This window comes from Cupriavidus sp. FW305-3-2-15-C-LB2 (genome assembly GCF_058787575.1).
Map to the genome: position 1 here is coordinate 19192 of NZ_JBYSZW010000043.1, position 21383 is coordinate 40574.

Annotated in this window: 21 protein-coding genes; 11 read left to right on the plus strand and 10 right to left on the minus strand. The window is 66.9% G+C overall.

Annotation, left to right across the window (positions count from 1 at the left end; all coding sequences use genetic code 11):
• Positions 1 to 12: 12 nt before the first annotated feature.
• Genes AC3WRR_RS25910 through AC3WRR_RS25945 form a run of 8 tightly spaced genes read right to left on the minus strand, consistent with a single transcriptional unit; the run spans position 13 to position 8727 of the window.
• Entirely contained in the window at positions 13 to 1182 is a 1170-nt protein-coding gene (locus AC3WRR_RS25910) for a xanthine dehydrogenase family Fe-S subunit (RefSeq protein ID WP_454749140.1), read from the minus strand.
• A gap of 9 nt (positions 1183 to 1191) precedes the next feature.
• Entirely contained in the window at positions 1192 to 2019 is an 828-nt protein-coding gene (locus AC3WRR_RS25915; protein ID WP_010813496.1) for an FAD binding domain-containing protein, read from the minus strand.
• A 3-nt stretch (positions 2020 to 2022) separates the two neighbouring features.
• Entirely contained in the window at positions 2023 to 4419 is a 2397-nt protein-coding gene (locus tag AC3WRR_RS25920) for a xanthine dehydrogenase family protein molybdopterin-binding subunit (RefSeq protein WP_492298532.1), read from the minus strand.
• A 33-nt stretch (positions 4420 to 4452) separates the two neighbouring features.
• Entirely contained in the window at positions 4453 to 5079 is a 627-nt protein-coding gene (locus AC3WRR_RS25925; RefSeq protein WP_010813498.1) for an N-carbamoylsarcosine amidohydrolase, read from the minus strand.
• Positions 5080 to 5081: 2 nt separating this feature from the next.
• Complete coding sequence (locus AC3WRR_RS25930) at positions 5082 to 6137, minus strand: 2,5-dihydroxypyridine 5,6-dioxygenase NicX family protein (RefSeq protein ID WP_010813499.1); 1056 nt, start codon at positions 6135 to 6137, stop codon at positions 5082 to 5084.
• Between the two features lie 16 nt (positions 6138 to 6153).
• Positions 6154 to 6981: an alpha/beta fold hydrolase gene (locus AC3WRR_RS25935; RefSeq protein WP_062804643.1), complete on the minus strand. Its 828-nt coding sequence runs from the start codon at positions 6979 to 6981 to the stop codon at positions 6154 to 6156.
• A gap of 9 nt (positions 6982 to 6990) precedes the next feature.
• Complete coding sequence (locus tag AC3WRR_RS25940) at positions 6991 to 7743, minus strand: maleate cis-trans isomerase family protein (protein WP_492298534.1); 753 nt, start codon at positions 7741 to 7743, stop codon at positions 6991 to 6993.
• Between the two features lie 21 nt (positions 7744 to 7764).
• Positions 7765 to 8727: an amidohydrolase family protein gene (locus AC3WRR_RS25945; RefSeq protein ID WP_010813502.1), complete on the minus strand. Its 963-nt coding sequence runs from the start codon at positions 8725 to 8727 to the stop codon at positions 7765 to 7767.
• A 439-nt stretch (positions 8728 to 9166) separates the two neighbouring features.
• On the opposite strand from AC3WRR_RS25945, the gene AC3WRR_RS25950 reads away from it, so the two are divergent.
• The 10 genes from AC3WRR_RS25950 (at position 9167) to AC3WRR_RS25995 (ending at position 19177) form a co-directional block, all read left to right on the plus strand.
• Positions 9167 to 10771 carry an MFS transporter gene (locus AC3WRR_RS25950; RefSeq protein WP_010813503.1) on the plus strand — a complete coding sequence of 535 codons (1605 nt, stop codon included), beginning with the start codon at positions 9167 to 9169 and terminating at the stop codon, positions 10769 to 10771.
• Between the two features lie 165 nt (positions 10772 to 10936).
• Positions 10937 to 12154 (plus strand): ABC transporter substrate-binding protein, encoded by a 1218-nt coding sequence (locus tag AC3WRR_RS25955; RefSeq protein WP_058698605.1) that lies wholly within the window; start codon positions 10937 to 10939, stop codon positions 12152 to 12154.
• Between the two features lie 7 nt (positions 12155 to 12161).
• The gene (locus tag AC3WRR_RS25960) at positions 12162 to 12968 is read left to right on the plus strand and encodes an ABC transporter ATP-binding protein (RefSeq protein WP_058698595.1); all 807 of its coding nucleotides are present in this window, start codon (positions 12162 to 12164) and stop codon (positions 12966 to 12968) included.
• A complete protein-coding gene (locus AC3WRR_RS25965) occupies positions 12965 to 13702 on the plus strand; it encodes an ABC transporter ATP-binding protein (RefSeq protein ID WP_010813506.1) in 738 nt (245 codons plus the stop codon). Before AC3WRR_RS25960 ends, AC3WRR_RS25965 begins: the two co-directional genes overlap by 4 nt.
• A gap of 11 nt (positions 13703 to 13713) precedes the next feature.
• Positions 13714 to 14598 carry a branched-chain amino acid ABC transporter permease gene (locus tag AC3WRR_RS25970; RefSeq protein ID WP_010813507.1) on the plus strand — a complete coding sequence of 295 codons (885 nt, stop codon included), beginning with the start codon at positions 13714 to 13716 and terminating at the stop codon, positions 14596 to 14598.
• Positions 14598 to 15644 (plus strand): branched-chain amino acid ABC transporter permease, encoded by a 1047-nt coding sequence (locus AC3WRR_RS25975; RefSeq protein WP_011616808.1) that lies wholly within the window; start codon positions 14598 to 14600, stop codon positions 15642 to 15644. The genes AC3WRR_RS25970 and AC3WRR_RS25975 overlap by 1 nt, the downstream gene beginning before the upstream one ends.
• 82 nt (positions 15645 to 15726) lie before the next feature.
• Positions 15727 to 16032, plus strand: coding sequence for a non-heme iron oxygenase ferredoxin subunit (locus AC3WRR_RS25980; RefSeq protein WP_010813509.1), 306 nt, complete (start codon positions 15727 to 15729; stop codon positions 16030 to 16032).
• An 11-nt stretch (positions 16033 to 16043) separates the two neighbouring features.
• Complete coding sequence (locus AC3WRR_RS25985; RefSeq protein WP_010813510.1) at positions 16044 to 17324, plus strand: NAD(P)/FAD-dependent oxidoreductase; 1281 nt, start codon at positions 16044 to 16046, stop codon at positions 17322 to 17324.
• A 12-nt stretch (positions 17325 to 17336) separates the two neighbouring features.
• Positions 17337 to 18626, plus strand: coding sequence for an aromatic ring-hydroxylating dioxygenase subunit alpha (locus AC3WRR_RS25990; RefSeq protein ID WP_492298537.1), 1290 nt, complete (start codon positions 17337 to 17339; stop codon positions 18624 to 18626).
• A gap of 35 nt (positions 18627 to 18661) precedes the next feature.
• Positions 18662 to 19177, plus strand: coding sequence for an aromatic-ring-hydroxylating dioxygenase subunit beta (locus tag AC3WRR_RS25995; protein ID WP_011616805.1), 516 nt, complete (start codon positions 18662 to 18664; stop codon positions 19175 to 19177).
• Positions 19178 to 19218: 41 nt separating this feature from the next.
• On the opposite strand, the gene AC3WRR_RS26000 is transcribed toward AC3WRR_RS25995, so the two are convergent.
• Both AC3WRR_RS26000 and AC3WRR_RS26005 read right to left on the minus strand, forming a co-directional pair.
• Positions 19219 to 19692 carry a MarR family winged helix-turn-helix transcriptional regulator gene (locus AC3WRR_RS26000; protein ID WP_010813513.1) on the minus strand — a complete coding sequence of 158 codons (474 nt, stop codon included), beginning with the start codon at positions 19690 to 19692 and terminating at the stop codon, positions 19219 to 19221.
• Positions 19693 to 19824: 132 nt separating this feature from the next.
• A complete protein-coding gene (locus AC3WRR_RS26005) occupies positions 19825 to 20499 on the minus strand; it encodes an ankyrin repeat domain-containing protein (protein ID WP_454749137.1) in 675 nt (224 codons plus the stop codon).
• Between the two features lie 257 nt (positions 20500 to 20756).
• Between AC3WRR_RS26005 and AC3WRR_RS26010 the strand changes: the two genes are divergently transcribed.
• On the plus strand, positions 20757 to 21224 hold the full coding sequence (locus tag AC3WRR_RS26010) for a nucleoside deaminase (RefSeq protein ID WP_010813515.1): 468 nt from the start codon (positions 20757 to 20759) through the stop codon (positions 21222 to 21224).
• Positions 21225 to 21383 lie beyond the last annotated feature (159 nt).

Genomic DNA, 21383 nt, shown 5'->3' on the forward strand with positions numbered 1-21383 from the left:
CGGAGGGCGGGTTCAGCGGGCGCCGAACCACCGTTTGACCCGCTCCCACAGCACGCCGAAGAACATCGCCGCGGGATTGAGGCGTACCGCCTGGTTGCGTTCGGCATCGCTCAGCGTCGGGTCCATCCGGCGCGCCACCGACTTGCCGAAATCCGCAATCATGCGCCGCACGAAATCGCGCACCAGCCCCGACCGCGAGAACTGCGCCAGCGGCCCCTGCAGCGAATACTGCAGGTCGACCGCAACCTCGGTCTCGTGCGCGGCAAGCGCCTTCAGCTGGTAGGCGATGTCGCCCGCGGCCTTGGAATTGCTGAGCGAGTCCTGCCCCGCCCCCTTCAGCACGCCGCGCTTGTTCGCGTCGTCGCGCTGCAGGCGCGCGGCGCCTTCGAACCTGGCGGACATCGGGCCGAACTTGATGGCGATATGGCCCTTGACCTTCTCCCCCTCCATTTCAGTGAGCACCGCACCCGGCAGGCAGCCTGCCACGGCCGGCAGGTCGGCCATGAAGGCCCATACCGCGTCGAGCGTATAGGGGACGGTGAAGCCGCCTTCGATGCGCGACCAGCCCTTGCGGTCGGCTGACCGTTCCGCCTCGACGCCGGTGCCCGCGGCCAGGTGAGGCAGCGTGCCGAGCGCTTCGTCCGCAACGGCAAAACCGGTGAACGGCGCTTCGGCCGGCGCCGCGCCCGCGGCGTGCCGCGCAATCACGCCGGCTGTCGCGCGGCGTGCGTCCAGCACCGAGCGGATGGCGGCGACGATTCCCATATAGCCGGTGCAGCGACACAGGTTGCCCGACAGCTCGTGACGGATGGTGGCGTCGTCGGCGTCGGGCAGGCGCAGCACGATGTCGCGCGCGGTCGCCAGCATGCCCGGCGTGCAGAAGCCGCACTGCAGCGCGTGGTGCTGGTTGAACGCCGCGCGCAGGCCGGCCATCACGGCATCGTCCTGGTAGCCTTCGACGGTGACGATGTCGGCGCCCTGGCAGGCAGCCGCGAAGGTGATGCACGAACGCACCGGCTTGTCGTCGAGCAGCACGGTGCAGGCGCCGCACACGCCGTGCTCGCAGCCGAGGTGGGTGCCGGTCAGCCGGTGCGTGTCGCGCAGGAAGTCGCCCAGGTGCGTCCGGTCCGCGCACGCGCCGGAAACCCGGCGGCCGTTGACATTGAATTCGATGGTCTGCACGGGCGCTCCTCAGTTCAGCATTTGCGTGACGCAGCGCATCACGACGGTACGGTAAAGCTTGCGGTCGATGGCGTCCTTGCCGGGCGCGGCCTGCGCCACCGCTTCGTCCACGGCACCGGCGGTGAGCGCCGCGGCGCCTTGCGCGGCGACCGCGCGCGTGAGGCCGGGCAGCACCACCGGCGGTCCGTCCAGCGCGCCGAGCACGATGCGTGCGAAGCGGCGGCTGGCATCGAAGTACGCGGCGCAGCTGGCTTCGGCAAACTCGCCGGTCTTGCGGCACAGCTTCTGGTAGCCCCAGCGGCTGTGCGCGGTGGCGTGCGGCACGCGCACGGCGGCGATCAGCTCGCCATCGGCCAGCACCGTGGTGTAGGCGCCGATCATGAAGGCTTCCATGGGCACCTCGCGCGTGCCGGTGCCTGATGCAATCTCGATGCGCGCACCCAGCGCGGTCATCACCACGACCCAGTCCGCGGCCGGGTCCGCATGGGCCAGGCTGCCGCCAACGGTGCCGCGGTTGCGGATCGCGCGGTAGGCAATGCCGCCCGCCACGGCCTGCAGCATGGTGCCCTGCAGCGGCGCGAACACGCCGTCCTCGATCTGCGCATGGGTCACGCAGGCGCCGATGCGGATGCCATCGGGGGTGGACGCGACTTGCCGCAGTTCGGCCAGCCCCGACACATCGACCACCGTGTCAGGACGGGTCAGCCGCAGGTTCAGCATCGGGCCGAGCGACTGGCCTCCACCCATGGTCTTGGCCACGTCGGTGCCCGCGCCAAGGCGGGCCAGCGCGTCCGGCAGCGAGCCGGGCGCATGATAGGAAAAGGCGACGGCTTTCATCGGTCAGGCTGCCTTCTTGCTCTGTGCGCCGGCCACTGCCGCATCCAGCGCTTCAAGGATCTTTCTCGGGGTCAGCGGCGTCTCCTGAAGTTCGACGCCGAAGCCGCGCAAGGCGTCGTTCACCGCGTTGAAGATCGCCGCCGGCGGTGCGATGGCACCGCCCTCGCCCATGCCCTTGGCGCCGAATTCCGTATGCGGCGACGGCGTCTCGAAATGATGGATGCGGATCGACGGAATCTCGGTCGGCCCGGGCAGCATGTAGTCCGCCAGCGTGGAAGCCAGCGGCTGCCCGTTGCCGTCATAGCGCATCTCTTCGAACATCGCGGTGCCGATGCCCTGCGCCACGCCGCCATAGGTCTGGCCCTCGACCACCATCGGATTGATCATGGTGCCGCAGTCCTCCACCACCACGTAGTCCAGGATCTCGACATGGCCGGAATCGGTGTCGACTTCCACCGCGACCGCATGCGTGGCGTAGGTGAAGCTGCCGGTGTCGACCGCGGGCTTGAAGCCCATGGTGACCTCCAGCCCTTGCGCATCCACATCGGGCGGCAGCAGGTGGGGATTGATGTACCAGGCGTCGGCAATACGGCCGATGTCGATGGCGTCGGCATCGCCCGCACGAACCGCGCCGGCTGCAAACGTTACCGCCTCCACCCGCTGCCCCAGCATATGCGCGCCAATCTTCTGCAGCCGCGGCAGCAGCGCCTTGCACGCCCGCGACACCGCGCCGCCCGACATCACCAGCGAGCGCGAGGCATAGGTACCGGTGGAGAACGGCGTGAGTCCGGTATCGCCGTGCACCAGCTTGATCCGTCCGATGTCGATGCCCAGGATCTCGTGGGCAATCTGCGCGAAGGTAGTCTCCATGCCCTGCCCGTGCGAGTGCACGCCGACGCGCACCTCCAGCCCGCCGTCCGGCGTGATGCGCACCGTCGCCGAGTCGAAGCCGGGGATCACCGGCGTGCCCCAGGCCGCGAACACGGAAGTGCCGTGCGCCGACTGCTCGGTGTAGGTGCCAAAGCCCACGCCGACATAGCGGCTGCCCTGCGGACCCGCCTGCTGCCGCGCGCGGATCGCGGGCAGGTCGATCATCTCCATCGCCTGGCGCACGCTGGCCGGGTAGTCGCCGCCGTCGAAGTGCTTGTTGGTCACGTTGACGTAAGGCATGGCCTGCGGCGGCACCAGGTTTTCAACGCGCACTTCCCACGGCTCGCGTCCCACCTCGCGCGCGATCGCGTCGATCATCAGCTCCATGGCGAAACAGACGCCGGTCCGGGCCACACCGCGATACGGCACGAAACCCGGCTTGTTGGTGGCCACGCAGGTAGTCTCGCAGCGGTATCCGTCGAAGGCATAGGGACCGGGCAGGTTGCCGATCGCCTGCCCCGGCTCCAGCCCGATGGTGAATGGCCAGACCGAATAGGCACCGCCGTCGATGGCAATGTTCGCGTCCAGCGCCAGCAGGCGGCCGCGCTTGTCGGCAAAGGCGGTAAGCTCGTAGTGATGCTCGCGCGAGTTGGCGCCGGCGGTCAGGTGCTCGCGCCGATCCTCGATAAAGCGGAACGGCCGCTTGTAGGTCAGCGCCAGCCAGGCGATACAGAGCTCTTCCTGCTGCAGCACGCATTTGTAGCCAAAGGCGCCGCCAACGTCCGGCGAGATCACGCGCACGCGCGCCTGGTCCAGGTCCAGGCAATGGCTCAGGATGGTCCGGATCATATGCGGCACCTGGGTGGCGCTGTACACCACCAGCTGGTCGAACTGGTGGTCCCAGTAGGCCAGCACCGCCTTGCCCTCCATCGGTACCATGCACTGGCGCGCCAGGTTGACCTTGCGGTGAACGACGACGGAGGCCTCGCGCTGGCGCGCCTCGAAGTTCTTGTCGAGATTCAGCGTCAGGAAGGTGTTGTCGCGCCAGTGTTCGTGCACGCGCACCTCGCCTGCGAGCTGGCGGGCCTGCGCCACGTCCGTCAGCGCGGGCAGCTCGTCGAACTCGGCCACCACCTGCTCGGCGATGTCCTCGGCTTCGGCGCGCGTGGGGGCAAAGGCCATGGCAACGGGCTCGCCGACAAAGCGCACCTTGCCGCTGGCCAGCGGCGCCTGAGCCGACGGCTGGTAGGACGGGAACGCCGAATCCGCGACGATGTCCCGCGCCGCCGCCATGTCCTCGCGCACGATCACCGCTTGCGCGTGGCGCGCGGGCTTGGTCACGGACAACAGCCTGGCATGCGCCACGGGGCTGCGCAGGAAGGCCACCTCCTGCAGGTCCGGCATGGCGATGTCCGCGACAAAGCGGCCCTTGCCGTGCAGGTGCCTGGCGTCTTCCTTGCGCGCCACCCGGGCTCCCACGCCCTGGCCGCGCCCTCCTTCCGAATGATCCGGTTCCATCGACGATGTCATTGTTTTATCCGTCCCGATGATTCATGCAAGCGCTCATTCGCGCACCCCGATGGCCGCCAGCCCTTCCGCGCGTGTGGTGACCGTCGCATATTTCTGCTCCATGTCGAACAGGTTGGCCTGGTGCGGTCCAAGCGCGCGGTCGCCGACGCAATCCGACAGCACCAGCGGCCGCAAGCCGTACTGCATGGCGTCCACCACGCTGGCGCGCACGCAGCCGCTGGTCACCGCGCCGGCCACCACCAGCGTGCGCACGCCGCGCTGCGTCAGCCAGGCGGCCAGCGACGTACCGAAGAACGCCGACGGCACGGTCTTGCGCACCACCAGCTCGCCCACCCGCGGCGCCAGTTCTTCGACGATGGCGCTGTTGCGTTCGCGCTCCTTCAGCGACAGCATGTTCGGCACCTTCATGGAAAAGATGTTGTGGTCCGAACCATCGTCCGCAAAGACGATGCGGCTGTGCGCAATCGCCCAGCCTTCGCGCCGTGCCACGGCCAGCAGCGGCACGGTGTTGGCGATGGCCTCGCGGATATTGCCGCCGCCGAACACCTCCGGGTCGGCAAAGCCGTTGACGAAATCGACCACCAGCAGCCCGAACGGGCCCGCCAGTTCCAGGTCGTTGCCGAAGCCCTGGCGCTGGTACGCGCCGATCTCCTTGTGCATGGCTACTTCTCCTCCGGGTAGCGGAACCCGTCCATGACCTTGCCGCGGCTCACCACATCCACGCCGTCCAGGCGCACGGTGCAGTTGCGCACGGGAATATCGATATGGCAGGCCGTGGTGCGGCTGCCGCCGGCTTCGTTATTGGGGCCGAGTGAGAACAGGAAGTTGCCCTCGAACGCGCGCGCGTCCATGCCGATGGTGGCCTCGCGATCGTACAGCCCCAGCGTGGACCAGTGCGCGCGCGGCTGCAGCCCCCAGCCGATATGCGAGATGGCATAGGCCTGCGGGTCGTTGAAGGAGGCCATGTACTCGCTCAGCAGTTCGGCGTGCAGGCCGCCTTCGATGCGCGTGGCAAAGCCGCCCTCCACCGTCAGCATGACCGGCTCGGTGACGTAGGTCTTCTGCGGCAGCAGGATGTCGCCGCGCTCCAGCACGATGGTGCCATTGGCAGCGCCCTCGTTGGGCCAGGTCAGCGCGAAGCCGCTGGGCCAGTGGTCCCAGCGCCCGGGCTCGTCGACAAAGCCATACTCGCTGATGGCCGGGAACTCGCCCAGCGGGCAGCGCAGGTCGGTGCCGGCCGGCGACACCACATGCATCTCCTTGGCGCGGGCCAGCCGCTCGGAGGCGGCCTTGACGCGCTCGCGGTCGGCCTCGCAAGGCACCAGGCGCGTCAGCACCTCGGGCGGCTCGGCGGCCAGCAGGATTTTGGTGCCGCCCTTCAGGATGTCGTGCTGTTCGGGGGAGAACAGCAGCGTCATCAGGTCCAGCACCAGGTCGCTTTCCCTGAGCGCGGCAATCGCGGCCCGGTTGCCCGTGAGCGGGGTCGTGCCCAGGTAGGCCAGCGCGTCGCGGCTCAGCGCCTTTTCGCCGTTGACGGGCGGCAGGTCGAGCCGGTTGACGATGGCACCCATCGCCTGCGTGGCGATCAGCGCAGTGGAGAGCGTCTGCGGGTGGGTCGCGGCGCTGGTCAGGATGGTGACGGTCTGCCCCGGCTCCAGCCGCGACAGCTTCAGCACCTTGCGCCAGGCCTCGATCATCTGGTGGTCACTTACCGGCATGTCGCCTCCTTGCTTGTCATTGCGTCAGCGGCGCGCCGAGGAAATCCCCAAACGCCGCGTAAAAGCCCGCTTCGTCATCCCACGGGATCATGTGGCCGGCCCCGGCAACGTGGCTGACCAGCACCCCCGGCAGCAGCGTGCGGATCTCCGCCACGTCTTCAGCGCGCACCACGTCGCCACGCCCGGCGGTCATCAGCAGCGTCGGCACCTTGACCCGGGGCAGATCCGCATGGATGTCGTCGCGATGGAAATCCTCAAAGCTGCGCACCACGGCGTCTTCGTTGCAGGTATGCAGCCATTCGGCGCGCAGGCGCAGCTGCTCGTCGGTCCAGGTCGGGCAAAAGCGGCGCATGCCTTCCACATCGGTGCCCTGGCGCGACAGGCGGATGGAATCCACATACCACGGCAGTTGCGCAGGATACGCGCGGCGCCCGGGCCCCGACACCGGCGGGTCGACCAGCACCAGTCTGGCCAGGCCGCCAGGCCGGCCCGCCGCGGCGCGCACGCCGATGCGCGCGCCCATCGAATGGCCAACCACGCTGTGGCGGCGCAGGCCAAGTGCCTCGGCAAAGGCCACCACGTCGCGGGCCTGGGCGTCGAGGCTGTAGTCCATCCCGGCCTCGGCCGACGACAGGCCACGCCCGCGCACATCCAGCACATAGGTATCGAAGCTGGCGCCAAAGCGCTCGCCGACGAAGCCCCAGGTGATTGCCGGGCTGGTGATGCCCGGCACGATGATCACGGGATCGCGCGCGGCGCGTTCACCGTCGTTTCCACCATAGCGCAGGAAGTGCTGGCGAATGCCGTTGGCATGGACATGCCCGCCATAAAGGAAGGTGGTCATGGCAAGCCCTCAGTAGGCGCCCGACAGCAGCGCGCCGGCGCCCGGCACGACCGGCTCCAGGTCCAGCGCCTTGAGCATGGCGTAGGTCGTGGCAATGGCCGCGGTGATGACCGGCCTACCCGTCATCGCCTCTACCTTTGCCACTGCCGGCAGCGACGGCATCTGCACGCAGGCCGACAGCACGATGGCATCGACATCCGCCAGGTTCATCTGCGACACGATGCCCGGCAGCCGCGCCGGATCGTGGCGGCCGACCTCAAGGTTGTCCGGAATCTCCAGCGCACGGTAGTCCACCACCTCATAGCCTTCGTTGCGGATGTAATCCACCACAAGCTCGGTCAACGGCTTCAAGTATGGCGCGACCACGGCGATGCGGCGCGCGCCGATCACGCGCAGCGCATCCACCAGCGCACCGGCGCTGGTGATCACCGGCGCGTCGCCGCCATTCTCGATGGTGTGGACCTTCAGGCGCTGCTCCGACTTGCGGTGATAGCCGTGGCCCATGGCCATGATGGCGACCAGGCAGGCGTAGCCGAGCACGTCGACGCGGGCGTCGCTAAGTTCCACCGCGCAGCGGTCGGATTCGGCATCCATGGCGGCCAGCTCTTCCTTGACCACCTTCTTCATGCGCATGCGGCTGGAGTGGAAGGTGAAGCGCTCCGGACGGATCTGCTGGCGCGCCAGCAGCATCGCGGGAATCTCGGTTTCCATGGTCGTGTTCGAGCTGGGAACGATCTGGCCGATGCGAAAGACTTTTTGCATGAGGGTCCTCGGGTTGTACGGTTACAGCTTGAGCAGGCGTTGCGCGTTGCCGTGGCAGACCAGCGCGCGCATGGTGTCGTCGAGCGGCGCGTCCTCGATGAACTTCGCCGCGACTTCGGTGGATTCGTAGGGATAGTCGACCGAGAACATCACGGCCTCAGCGCCGAGCTCGGCAATGGCACCGGCCAGCGCACCGTGCGAACACACCCCCGAAGTGGTGATGACGATATTGGTGCCGATGTATTCCGAAGGTGAGCGCTCCAGCCGGACGCCGTGCGAATAGACCGCAAAGCGGCTGTCGAAGCGCCAGCGCTGGTACGGCAGGCCCTCGCCCATATGGCCGAGGATGAGCTTCAGGCGCGGGAAGCGGTCGAACACGCCGCCGAACAGCAGCCGCAGCGCATGCGATGCGGTCTCGACGCCCCAGCCCCACGCCGCGCCGGTCAGCTCGGGGTGGCCCGCCAGGACCTGCGGCTGAACCAGCGCGTCGGTCGGGTGCAGGTACATGGGCACGTCCAGCGCCTGCATGCGCTCCCAGAAAGCATCGTATGCCGGGTCGTCGTAGTAGCGCCCGTGGGTATGGCCGTTCACCAGCGAGCCCTTGAAGCCAAGCTCGCGCACGGCGCGTTCCAGCTCGCGCGCGGCCTGTTCCGGGTCGTGCATGGGCAGCGCGGCAAAGCCGGCAAAGCGCGTGGGGTGGCGTGCGATCTGCGCGGCCAGGAAGTCATTGCTCTCGCGCGCCCGCGCCACGGCGAGGCCGGCATCGGGCTCGCCCTGCACGCCCGGACCCGTCTGCGACAGCACCGTGATGTCGATGCCGGCGCGGTCCATCTCGGCAAGGCGGTCCTCGTCGAAATCGGCGAGGCGGCGGCCCAGCTCGGCAAACACCGCCGGATCAATATGCTGCGTGAACGCCTTGGAATAGGCCTGAAATCCCGGCGTCATGAAATGCTCTTCGAGGGCGATCTTCTTCACTTTGGTCATGCTGGTGGGGGCTCCTGATTGGTGAAATCGCTTCGCTGCGGGCGTGTGCTGCATGGCATGCGGTGTGCACCGATGCAATTGATCAGTACACTGATTAGTTTCGGATTCTAGTCAGCGAATTTCCAAAAGTCTAGAAACGGCGCGGAGGGTTAACACCTATAACGATGACCATAGGTGCTCAGTACACTGAGCTCAGATGCTCAGTATGCTGACGATATTAAAAGGCCATTTAAATAGGCGATTTCGGGCATTCCGGCACATTGTGGACTGGCCCGCATTTTGCTCAGCATACTGCGTTTCTCATCAGCATACTGACTGATGCACCGGAAGGATGCGGCGCTGCACTGCGCGAGGGACCGACAGGCCCTGGCCAGCGGCGCCGGCACCGCCGGGACGAGCAGACATATAGAGACAATAGCTAGACCAAGGGACCCCCGCCATGACGATCAGCCTGACTCGCAGCGAGACACGCGCCCCCGCATCCGGCATGACAGCCGAGGAGCGCAAGGTCATCCTTGCCTCTTCCTTCGGCGCCCTGATGGAGTGGTACGACTTTTACATCTACGCCGCACTGGCGGTGTATTTCGGCGCACTGTTCTTCCCCAAGGGCAATGAGACTGCCGCCTTCCTGGCCAGCCTGGCCACCTTCGGCGCAGGCTTCCTGATACGGCCGGTGGGCGCGCTGCTGTTCGGCCGCCTGGGCGACCTGATCGGGCGCAAGTACACCTTCCTGGTCACCATCCTGCTGATGGGTGTTGCCACCGTCGGCGTCGGCGTGCTGCCCACGTATGAGCAGATCGGCATCACCGCCACGGTGCTGCTGGTGTTGCTGCGGCTGCTGCAAGGCCTGGCGCTGGGCGGCGAGGTCGGCGGCGCGGTCACCTACGTGGCCGAGCACTCCCCTGTGCACAAGCGCGGGCTGTACACCAGTTCGCTGCAGACCACGGCAACGCTGGGCCTGCTGTCCTCGTTGCTGGTCGTCTACCTGCTCAAGACCTTCCTGACCGAGGCCGAGTTCCGTGACTGGGGCTGGCGCATTCCCTTCATCGTGTCGCTTGTGATGCTGGTGATCTCGGTCTACATCCGCGGCAAGCTGCATGAATCGCCGGTCTTTGCCCGGATGAAGGCTGCCAACACCACCTCGAGGGCGCCGATCCGCGAGAGTTTCACCAACTGGAAGAACCTCAGGTCGGTGCTGCTGCTGTTCGTAGTGGCGGCGGGCCTGGGCGCCATCTTCGGCACCGGCCACTTCTACTCGATGTTCTTCCTCAACAAGACGCTGCACGTGCCGCTCGAAACGGTCCACATGCTGATCGGGATCGCGCTGGTGGTGGCCACCCCCTGCTACCTGCTGTTCGGCTGGCTGTCCGACCGCATCGGCCGCAAGTACATCATGATGGCCGCCTGCCTGCTGGCGGCGGTGTGCATCCAGCCGGTGTTCAAGGGCCTGACGCACTATGCCAATCCGGCGCTCGAACAGTTCCAGCAGCAAGGCGCCGTGCAGGTGACGGCCGGCGACTGCAAGGCGCGCCTGTTCGGCGAGCCGGTGTCCGCCTGCGACAAGATCCGCGGCTACCTGACCGACCTGGGCGTGGGCTACACCTTCGTGCCGGCCAGCAATCCGGCGCAGGCTGAAGTACGCATCGCGGATCGCACGCTGCAGGGCTTTGACCGCGACGCCATCAAGAGCGCGCTGGTGGCGGCCGGCTGGCCCGAGCGCGCGGACCCCGCCAAGATCAACACGCCGATGGTATTCGTGCTGCTGCTGGTCCCGATCCTGTTCCTGGCGATGGTGTACGGGCCGATGGCGGCCTTCATGGTGGAACTGTTCCCGGCCCGGGTGCGCTACACCTCGCTGTCGCTGCCCTTCCACCTCGGCGCGGGCTGGGTCGGCGGCATGCTGTCCTTCGTGGTCACGGCCATGAACGTGGCCAGCGGCGACGTCTACTTCGGCCTGTGGTACCCGGTGATCATCGCCGGTCTGGCCTTTGTCATCGGCATGCTGTTCGTGCCGGAGACGCGCGGCCGCGATCTGGCCACCTGAGCGGCACTACGGGTGAAGCTGAAGGGCGGATCTCTCCGCCCTTTCTTCCGGCAAACTATTCAGCATACTGAGTTTATCCGCGCTACCCGCGGCGCAGCGATGGCGCCGCGGTCTGCCGACGCAGCAACCATTCCAATCTTTCGCGTAGACAACCTGGAGCCCCTGATGTCCACCTCTCGCATCCTCCGCACCCTCGCTGCGTCCTCCGCCCTGCTGGGCCTGGCCGCCGCCACGCCCGCACTGGCCGACGCCAATGGCGTAAAGATCGGCGTCATCACCGACATGTCCGGCTCCTATGCCGACCTCTCCGGCAAGGGCTCCGTGCTTGCCGCGCAGATGGCCGTGGAAGAGTTCGGCGGCAAGGTCCTCGGCAAACCTGTGACGGTGCTTTCCGCCGATCACCAGAACAAGGCCGATATCGCCTCGTCGCTGGCGCGCCGCTGGTTCGATACCGATGGCGTCGACATGGTGATCGACTTTCCCAACTCGTCGACCGCGCTGGCGGTGCAGGAGGTGGCGCGGCAGAAGCAGAAGATCGACATCGTCTCGACCGGCGGCGCCATGGCGCTGACCAACCAGAACTGCTCGCCCACCGGCTTCCACTGGGCCTGGGACACGTATTCGGTGTCTTACCCGCTGGTGCGGCGCATGATCGAACAGGGCCGCAACAGCTGGTACTACATCACCGTGGACTACGCCTTCGGCCAGTCGCTGGAGGCAGATTTCCGCAAGGCCGTGGACGCAGGCGGCGGCAAGAACGTGGGCGCCACCCGGCATCCGCTCAACGCCAGCGATTTCAGCAGCCCGGTGGTGGCCGCCTCGGCTTCCAAGGCCAAGGTGGTGGTGCTGGCCAACGCCGGCAACGACATGATCAACGGGGTCAAGGCAGCCGGCGAGTTCGGCCTGATCAAGGCGGGCCAGACGGTGATCACGCCCTCCACCTTCATCACCGATATCAAGAGCCTGGGCCTGAACGCTGCGCAAGGGCTGACCTATGTCGACCCGTTCAAGCTCGACCTGGATGGCAAGTCGAAGGACTTCGTCGAGCGCTACTACAAGCGCCACAAGGCCTATCCCACGCATGGCCAGATCGGCGTCTATTCAGGCGTGCTGCATTACCTGAAGGCGGTGGAAGCCGCCAAGACCGTGGAAGGCCCGGCCGTGGCGGAGAAGATGCGCGCGCTGCCCGTCAGCGATGCCTTCGTGCGCAATGGCAAGGTGCGTGTCGACGGCCGCATGGTGCATGACATGTATCTGGCCCAGGCCAAGACCCCGGCCGAGTCCAAGGGCCCGTGGGACCTGGTCAGGTACATCGGCACGATCCCCGGCGACGAAGCCTTCCGGCCGCTGTCCGCCAGCGAATGTCCCCTGGTGAAGAAGTGAGCGCGCCATGCCTGACACTGATGTAATCCTGCAGACGCAGGGACTGACCAAGGCGTTCAAGGGCTTTACCGCAGTCAGCGATGTCAGCCTGTCCGTGCGGCGGGGCTCGATCCACGCGCTGATCGGCCCCAACGGCGCCGGCAAGACCACCTGCTTCAACCTGCTGACGAAGTTCCATGCGCCCTCATCAGGCTCGATCCACTTCAACGGCACCGACATCACCGCGCTGCGGCCGGCCCAGATCGCCCGCATGGGGGTGATCCGCTCGTTCCAGATCTCGGCGGTGTTTCCGCAACTGACGGCGCTGGAGAACGTGCGCATCGCGCTGCAGCGCCGGCTCGGGACCTCCTGGCATTTCTGGCGTGGCAGGCGCTCCCTGTCGCGGCTGGACGGCCGCGCCATGGAACTGCTGGATGCGGTCGGCCTGGCCGGCTTCGCACACCTGGGCACGGCGGAGCTGGCCTACGGGCGCAAGCGCGCGCTGGAACTCGCCACCACGCTCGCGACCGACCCGGAGCTGATGCTGCTGGACGAACCGACGCAAGGCATGGGGCATGAAGACGTGGAGACCGTCACCGCCCTGATCAAGCGCGTTTCGGCGGGGCGGACGGTGCTGATGGTGGAACACAACATGAGCGTGGTGTCGTCCGTCGTGGACCGCATCACGGTGCTGCAGCGCGGCGCGGTGCTGGCAGAAGGGACCTATGACGAGATCTCACGCAATCCGCAGGTAAGGGAAGCCTATATGGGAACCACCGACGAACCCGAAGACCGCCACGCAGCCGCGGCGGCGCTGAACGCGGAGGCATCATGACAAGGACGGCCTCCCCTGCCCTCGAACTCCGCGGCCTGCACGCCTGGTATGGCGAGTCGCACATCCTTCACGGCGTGGACCTGACCGTCAACCCGGGCGAGGTGGTGACGCTGCTCGGCCGCAACGGCGCCGGACGCACCACCACGCTGCGCGCCATCATGGGCCTGGTCGGCATGCGCAAGGGTTCGGTGCGTGTGCACGGCCAGGAAACCATCGGCATGAAGACGCACCGCATCGCACCGCTGGGCCTGGGCTACTGCCCGGAAGAGCGCGCCATCTTCGCCAGCCTGTCCTGCGAGGAGAACCTGCTGCTGCCGCCGCAATTCGCCTGCACCCCGGGGGCGGTCGGACTGCGCGAGCCCATGACGCTGGGCGAGATCTACGAGATGTTCCCCAACCTGCACGAGCGGCGCAAGAGCCAGGGCACGCGCATGTCGGGCGGCGAGCAGCAGATGCTGGCGGTGGCCCGCATCCTGCGCACTGGCGCCAGCGTGCTGCTGCTCGACGAGATCTCGGAAGGCCTGGCGCCCGTGATCGTGCAAAAGCTGGCGAAGATGATCGCCATGCTGCGCGGCCGCGGCTACACCATCGTCATGGTGGAGCAGAACTTCCGCTTTGCCGCGCCGCTGGCGGACCGCTTCTTCGTGATGGAGCACGGCCGCATCGTCGAGGCCTTCGGCGCCGATGAGCTCGAACGAAAGATGCCCACGCTCAGCGCCTTGCTGGGCGTTTAAGGAGACTTTTCATGGAATTGTTTGGAGTGCCCCTGCCCGCGCTGCTGAGCCAGTTACTGCTGGGGCTGGTCAACGGCTCGTTCTACGCGATCCTGAGCCTGGGCCTGGCCGTGATCTTCGGCCTGCTCAACGTGATCAACTTTGCGCACGGCGCGCTGTTCATGCTCGGCGCGGTGCTGGCCTGGATGGGCCTGAACTATCTCGGGCTCAACTACTGGCTGATGCTGGTGCTGGCACCGGTGCTGGCCGGGGCGCTCGGCGTGGTGCTTGAGCGCACCATGCTGCGCCACCTCTACCGCTTCGACCACCTGTACGGGCTGCTGCTGACGCTGGGCATCTGCCTGCTGATCGAAGGCGCGCTGCGCTCGATCTATGGCGTCTCAGGCCTGCCCTATCCCACGCCTGAAGGCTTGTCTGGCGTGAGCCAGCTGGGCTTCATGGTGCTTCCCAACTACCGCGCATGGGTGGTGCTGGCGTCGCTGGCGGTGTGCTTTGCCACCTGGTTCATGATCGAGAAGACGCGACTGGGCGCCTACCTGCGCGCCGGCACCGAGAATCCGCGCATGGTCGAGGCCTTCGGCGTCAACGTGCCGCTGCTGGTGACGCTGACCTACGCGTTCGGCGTGGGCCTGGCCGCGCTGGCGGGCGTGCTGGCCGCGCCGGTGATGCAGGTCTCGCCGCTGATGGGCCAGAATCTGATCATCACGGTCTTCGCCGTGGTGGTGATCGGCGGCATGGGGTCGATCCTGGGCTCGATCTTCACCGGACTTGGCCTGGGTGTCTTCGAGGGTATTACCAAGGTCTACTACCCCGAAGCCTCCGCGACGGTGGTCTTCGTCGCCATGGTGTGCGTGCTGCTGGTGCGCCCCGCCGGGCTCTTTGGAAAGGAAAAATGATGGCAAGCGGAAAGCGTGCAACCTTCGCCTACGGACTGCTGCTGGCGGTCCTGCTGCTCGCGCCCTGGCTGGGCGCCTACCCGGTGCTGGTGATGAAGCTGCTGTGCTTCGCGCTCTTTGCCTGCGCCTTCAACCTGCTGCTGGGCTACACCGGGCTGGTGTCGTTCGGCCATGCGGCCTTCTTCGGCGGCGCCGCCTATGCCTGCGGCTATGCGATGAAGTTCCTGCAGCTGACGCCGGAGCTTGGCCTGCTCGCAGGCACCGCGTTCGGTGCCCTGCTCGGCCTGGTGTTTGGTGCACTGGCAATACGCAGGCAGGGCATTTACTTCGCCATGATCACGCTGGCGCTGGCGCAGATGTTCTATTTCTTCTGCCTGCAGGCGCCCGCGACCGGTGGCGAAGACGGCCTCCAGGCGGTGCCGCGGGGCGACCTGTTCGGCGTGCTGCCGCTGGCGTCGGACCACACCATGTACTACGTCGTGCTGCTGATCACCGCCGCGGCCTTCCTCGGCATCATGCGCATCGTCAACTCGCCGTTCGGGCAGATCCTGCGTGCGATCAAGGAGAACGAGCCGCGTGCCATCTCGCTGGGCTATGACGCGGACCGCTTCAAGCTGCTGGCGTTCGTGCTGTCGTCGGCGCTGGCCGGGCTGGCGGGCGCGCTCAAGACCCTGGTGCTGGGCTTTGCCACGCTCACCGACGTGCACTGGATGATGTCGGGCACGGTCATCCTGATGACGCTGGTCGGCGGCATGGGCACGTTGTCGGGCCCGCTGGTCGGCGCGCTGGTGATCGTGGCGCTGGAAAACAAGCTGGGCGACGCCGGCAATGCGCTCGCGGCCATGACCGGCATCGGCTGGTTCGAAACGCTGGGCGAATCGGTCAGCATGGTGACGGGGCTGATCTTCGTGGTGTGCGTGCTGACGTTCCGCCGCGGCATCATGGGCGAGATCCTGGCGCGCTGGCAGGCCCGCCCGTCGCTGCAGGCCGGCGCGCCCGCGGTGGGGCCAGCCGGATCCGGCGCGGCCAACCCGGGCCAGGGTTAACCAGAATACTGCGAGCATAAAACATCAGTACACTGATCTTATATATTCAGCATACTGACAAATCAAATTCACGGAGATCGCCATGGCATGGATTGAAATCGACGCCGTCCACGGCCTGCGGAACGACGAGGTAATGCCGCTCACGCTGGGGGACCGCCAGCTCGCCGTCTATCGCAGCGACGACCAGTACTTCGTCACCGACAACGTCTGCACGCACCAGTACGCGCTGCTGTCCGACGGCTACCTGGAAGACGGCTGCATCGAGTGCCCGCTGCACCAGGCCCGCTTCGACATCCGCTCCGGCAAGGCGATGTGCGCGCCTGCCACCAGCGACATCCGCACCTACCCGGTCAAGTTCGAAGACAGCCGGGTGTGGGTCGAGCTTTGAAGGAGCCGAGCATGCCACAAGACACGCCCATCCTGATTGTCGGCGCCGGCCAGGCAGGCGCGATGGCCGCTGCCGAACTGCGCAGGCTCGGCCATCGCGGCCGCATCGTCATGGCCGGCGGCGAACGCCATGCACCGTACGAACGCCCGCCGCTGTCCAAGTCCGTGCTCGCCGATGCCGCGCAGGACGGCAAGATCGGCGTGCACCCCGCCGGCTTCTATGCCGGGCAGGAGATCGAGCTGCGGCTTGGCACCACGGTCACCGCGCTGGACCCCGCGCACAGCGTGGCGCACTGCGCCGATGGCGAGGCCATTCGCTACGCCGCCTGCCTGCTCGCCACAGGCGGCAATGCGCGCGTCCTGCCTACGCTTCCCCCGGGCACGCCCCGCGTGCACTACCTGCGCACGCTCGACGACGCCGCCCGCCTGCGCGATGCCATGCAGCGCGCGCGCGAAGTGATCGTGATCGGCGGCGGCTTCCTTGGCCTGGAAACGGCCTCGACCGCGGCCGGCCTCGGCCTCCGGGTCACGCTGATCGAAAGCGCCGACCGGCTGCTCGGCCGCGCGCTGCCGCCTGAGCTTGGCAGCTGGCTGGCGCAGCGCGTGCTTGCGCAAGGCGTCGAGCTGCGGCTCGGCTGCGGCATCGCGGCCCTGGTGCCGCAGGCCGATGGCGTGCAGGTCAGGCTTGCGGACGGCGCGGCGTTGCAGGCGCCGCTGGTGGTGGTCGCGATCGGGCTGACGCCCGAGGTGGCGCTCGGCGCCGCCGCCGGCCTGGCGCTGGACCCCGCCAACGGCGGCATCCAGGTCGACCAGCAGGGCCGCACCAGCGCGGCCGGCATCTATGCCGCGGGCGACTGCTGCAGCCAGTACCAGCCCCGGCTCGGCGCCCACATGCGGCTGGAATCCTGGCAAAGCGCCAACGAGCAGGCGCGCATCGCCGCCGCCGCCATGCTGGGCGTGCAGGCCGAACCCGCGGCGATGCCGTGGTTCTGGACCGACCAGTTCGGCTGCAACGTGCAGATGCTCGGCGCGGCCACTCCCGATACCCGCTATGCCTGGCGCGGCATCGCCGCCAGCGACGCGCCCTGCCCCAGGTTCATGCTGCTCGGCACCCGGCACGGCCGGCTCAGCCACGCCATCGCCATCAATGCCGGCGGCGACCTGCGGCCGCTGCGCGCGCTCTTCGGCCATGCCGTCGAAGACCTGCTGCCACGGCTGTGCGATGACGCCATGCCGCTGCGACAGCTGGTGCGCGACCTCCCTACGGCAGCGGCCAGCCCCGCTACACTCTGAAAGGACTCCCACATGTACCAGACACAAGCTGTGATCCAGCACACGCTGGGCAAGAAAGACGCCGACCTGGCCGACTGCCGTTGGCCCGAAGACAGCCTGCACTACATCCCGGACTGGGTCTACACCAGCAAGGAGGTGCATGACCTCGAGCTGCAGAAGATCTTTCGCGGACGCTCCTGGAACTACGTCGCGCTCGAAGCGGAGATCCCCAACGCCGGCGACTACAAGCGCTCCTATGTCGGCGCGACGCCGGTGGTGGTGTCGCGCGCCGAAGACGGCTCGGTCAACGTCTTCGAAAATCGCTGCGCGCACCGCGGCGCCGAGTTCTGCCGCCACAGCCAGGGCAATGCAAAGGAATTCGTCTGCCCCTATCACCAGTGGTCCTACGACCTCAAGGGCAACCTGCAGGGCGTTCCGTTCAAGCGCGGCGTCAATCGCGCGGGTGGCATGCCCAGGGACTTCCGCAACGAGGACCACGGCTTGGTCAAGCTGAACGTGGCCACGCGCAACGGCGTGATCTTCGCCTCGTACGCGGCGGACATGGAAAGCCTGGAAGACTACCTGACGCCGGAGATCCTCAAGGACTTCGACATCGTCTTCAACGGCAAGCCGCTCAAGGTGCTCGGGTACTACAAGAACGAACTTCCGTGCAACTGGAAGATGTACCACGAGAACCTCAAGGACCCGTACCACGCCACGTTGCTGCACTCCTTCCTGGTGGTGTTCGGACTGCTGGTGGCGGGCAACGAAAGCGCCATGATCGCCGATCCCGTGCACGGGCGGCACGGCACCATGGCGTCGGCGAAGAAGGAAGACAAGTACGCGGCCGTCAGCGACGAGAACAAGAAGGAGATGCGCTCATACCATGAAGGCATGCGTCTGGAGGACGAACGCTTCCTGGAATATGTGAAAGAGTTCGATTCGCCTTGGTCGGTGACGATGCAGACGATCTGGCCGAACCTGATCGTGCAGCGCGAAATGAACACCCTCGGCGTGCGCCAGATCGTGCCCAACGGGCCGGACAGCATGCTGATGCTGTGGACCATGTTCGGCTACGAGGATGATACCGAGGAGATGACGCAGCACCGCCTGCGCCAAGGCAACCTGATGGGCCCCGCTGGCTTCCTGGGGTTGGAAGACAACGAGGCGATGAAGTTCGTGCAGGAAGGCGTGCGCCGCTCCAGCAGCGACCTCAATGTGCTCAAGCTGGACCCGGACCAGGTCGGCACCTCCAACTCCCTGATCTCCGAATCCGCCATCCGTGCGATGTACCAGTACTACCGCGGCGTGATGGGGTTCTGAACGGCGGCTAACGGGATTCCCAGAATATGAAACCGATGAACTATTCCCTCTATCGCGAGAGCGCCCTCGGCACCGCGCGCGCCATTGAACTGCGACTGGAGATCGAGGCCTTCCACGCGGAATACTGCGCGGTGCTCGACGCCGGCCTGGTGGAGCAATGGCCCCGCTTCTTCACCGAGGATGCGCTCTACCGGATCACCGCGCGCGAGAATGCCGAGCGCAACCTGCCGGTGGGGCTGGTCTACGCCGAAGGGGTGGGCATGATGCGCGACCGCGCCGCTGCGATTGCCAATACCCAGATGTTCGCGCCGCGCTACAACCTGCACCTGGTGACCAACACGCGGGTCAGCGACGAAACCGCGGACGGCGATATCGTGGCACAGGCCAACTACATGCTGCTGCAGACACTGGTGGAGGGCCCCACCACGATCCACCTGGCGGGGACCTACTACGACCGCTTCCGCCGCCAGGGTGGCAGCCTGCTGCTGCGCGAGCGGCAGGTTGTCTACGACACCACCATCATCGCCAACGACCTGGTCTACCCGGTCTAGCGCGCGTTGGGGCGCGGGGGGCCTTGCGCCCGCCGCCGGGCTCACATGCTGCGCAGCACGGTGCGGCTGTACTGGTTGTTGGCTTCCACCAGCGTCGCCAGCAGGTCCATGAACACTTCGCGCTGGGCGGGCTTCAGCGGCGCCAGCATGCGCTCCTGCGCACGCGCCATGTCGCCACGCAGCGCCGTGACCACGCTCTTGCCTTCCCGCGTCAGGTGGACGTGGCGGGTGCGCCGGTCGGCGGGGTTGTCGCGGCGCTCTACCAGCCCGCGCTCCTCGAGCCGGCGCACGACGTCGGCGGTCGTGGTCCGGTCCAGGCCGACCTCTTGCCCGAGCGAAGTCTGGTCCAATCCCGGCAGCACCGACAGCACCGTCAGGATGGCATATTGCACGGGCGTGATATTGGGCGACTTGCACTCCTCGAAGAACATCGCGACGTGGATCTGGTGCAAGCGCCGCACCAGGAAGCCCGGGCGGGCCCAGAGCAATTCCTTTGCCGGATCGGCTTCCGGCATGGCATCCGCCACCTCATGACTGCCACTCGTTGCGTTGCGTTTTGCTCTCGCAGACATCGCTCTCACCATTTTGTATGCACACTGACAGTATATATGAGGCAGGCGAGAGCGAGCCGCCTTGCGGCGCAGGGTTCAGCGTGCGCCGGCGGCGCTGAGAATCTGTTCGATCTGCGTATAGCCGCGCTGGCGCGCATGCTGCAGCGGCGACACGCCGTCGCCGTCGGCCAGGTTCACGTCGGCGCCCGCCTTGACCAGCAGGCGCACGATCTCGGTATGGGCCTGCCCGCCGTTGCCAAGGATGATGGCCTCCAGCAGGGCCGTCCACTTGAGCTTGTTGACATGGTTCACCGCCACGCCGGCCGCGATCAGCGTGCGCACGGTCTCGACATGGCCGCGCTCGGCGGCGGGAATCAGCGCGGTGCCGCCGTAGCGGTTGGTGCTGCGCAGGTCCGCGCCATGGGCCAGCGTCAGGCGCAGGATCTCGTTGTAGCCGCGCGCGCCGGCGTACAGGTAGGGGCTGTCGTGGATGGCATCTTTCGCGTTCACGTCGGCGCCGGCATCGACCAGGACCCTGGCCGCCTGCACGCGGTTGTGGTGCGTGGCCAGCAGCAGCGCCGTGCGTCCCTGCGCATCGCGGTCATCGATGCTGGCGCCCTGGCCAAGCAGTGCGGTGACCTGCGCGGCGTTGCCGCTAGCCGCGGCCTCGCGCAACTGTTGTTCGGGCGGGCCGCCGGCGGCGGCGGCTGGGGTGGATATCAGCATGGCAATGACCAGGGCAAGGCAGATGGACAGGCGCGCCGCCAGCATGTTCTTTCCTCCGTGCGGATGCGTCGGGTGTAAGGGGTGTCGATGCGGTCCGGTGCATTCTGTCATGCCGGCCACGCCGCGCGAAGTTATGGATTCGAATGCACGCCAGTGCCATCGCCAATAACCGGTGCTGCACGCGCAAGGCCCAAATACGCCCTATAACAACCCACGCCACCATGCCCGCGCACGCTGGCCTATAGTCCCGAGGCCCGAACCATCGTCCGCCTGCACGGGCCAGGCCTCAAGGGAGACAACGCGTGTCCACGACAGAAGCCTATCTGCTTGATTCCATCCGCCTCGCCATGGAGAACGTGCGCGAACGCAATACCTGGCCCTTTGGCGCCGTGGTCGTCAGGGACGGCGAGGTGCTGGCCCGCGCGGTCAACCAGGTAGACGCCACCTGCGACCCGAGTGCACACGCCGAAATGCAGGCCGTGCGCGCCGCCAGCCGGGCACTGGGCAAGCCGGACCTGAGCGGCTGCACGGTGTACGCCAGCGGCTACCCCTGCTCGATGTGCCTGTCGGCAATGTATCTGGCCGGCGTGAAGGCGGTCTACTACGCCTACTCCAATGAAGACGGCGAACCCTACGACCTGTCCGCGGAGCGCGGTTATATCGAGCTGGCCCGGCCGCTGGAGCAACGGGAGATGACGCTGGCCTATGTACCGGCGCGCGACGAGGGCATCGACCTGTACGAGGCGTGGCGCGAGCAGCAGGACCGATAGACGCCGCGATGCGGCGCAAGCGGTGCAATGGGCGGTAGGCTGCCGCCCAATTCCACAGTACCGGCATGGCCATCACATTGTCATCGTGACAGGCTGATAATGAGCGGCGGATGACGATCACGGCGTGCGACGCCCGGTCACATGTAACCGCGAGCGGTT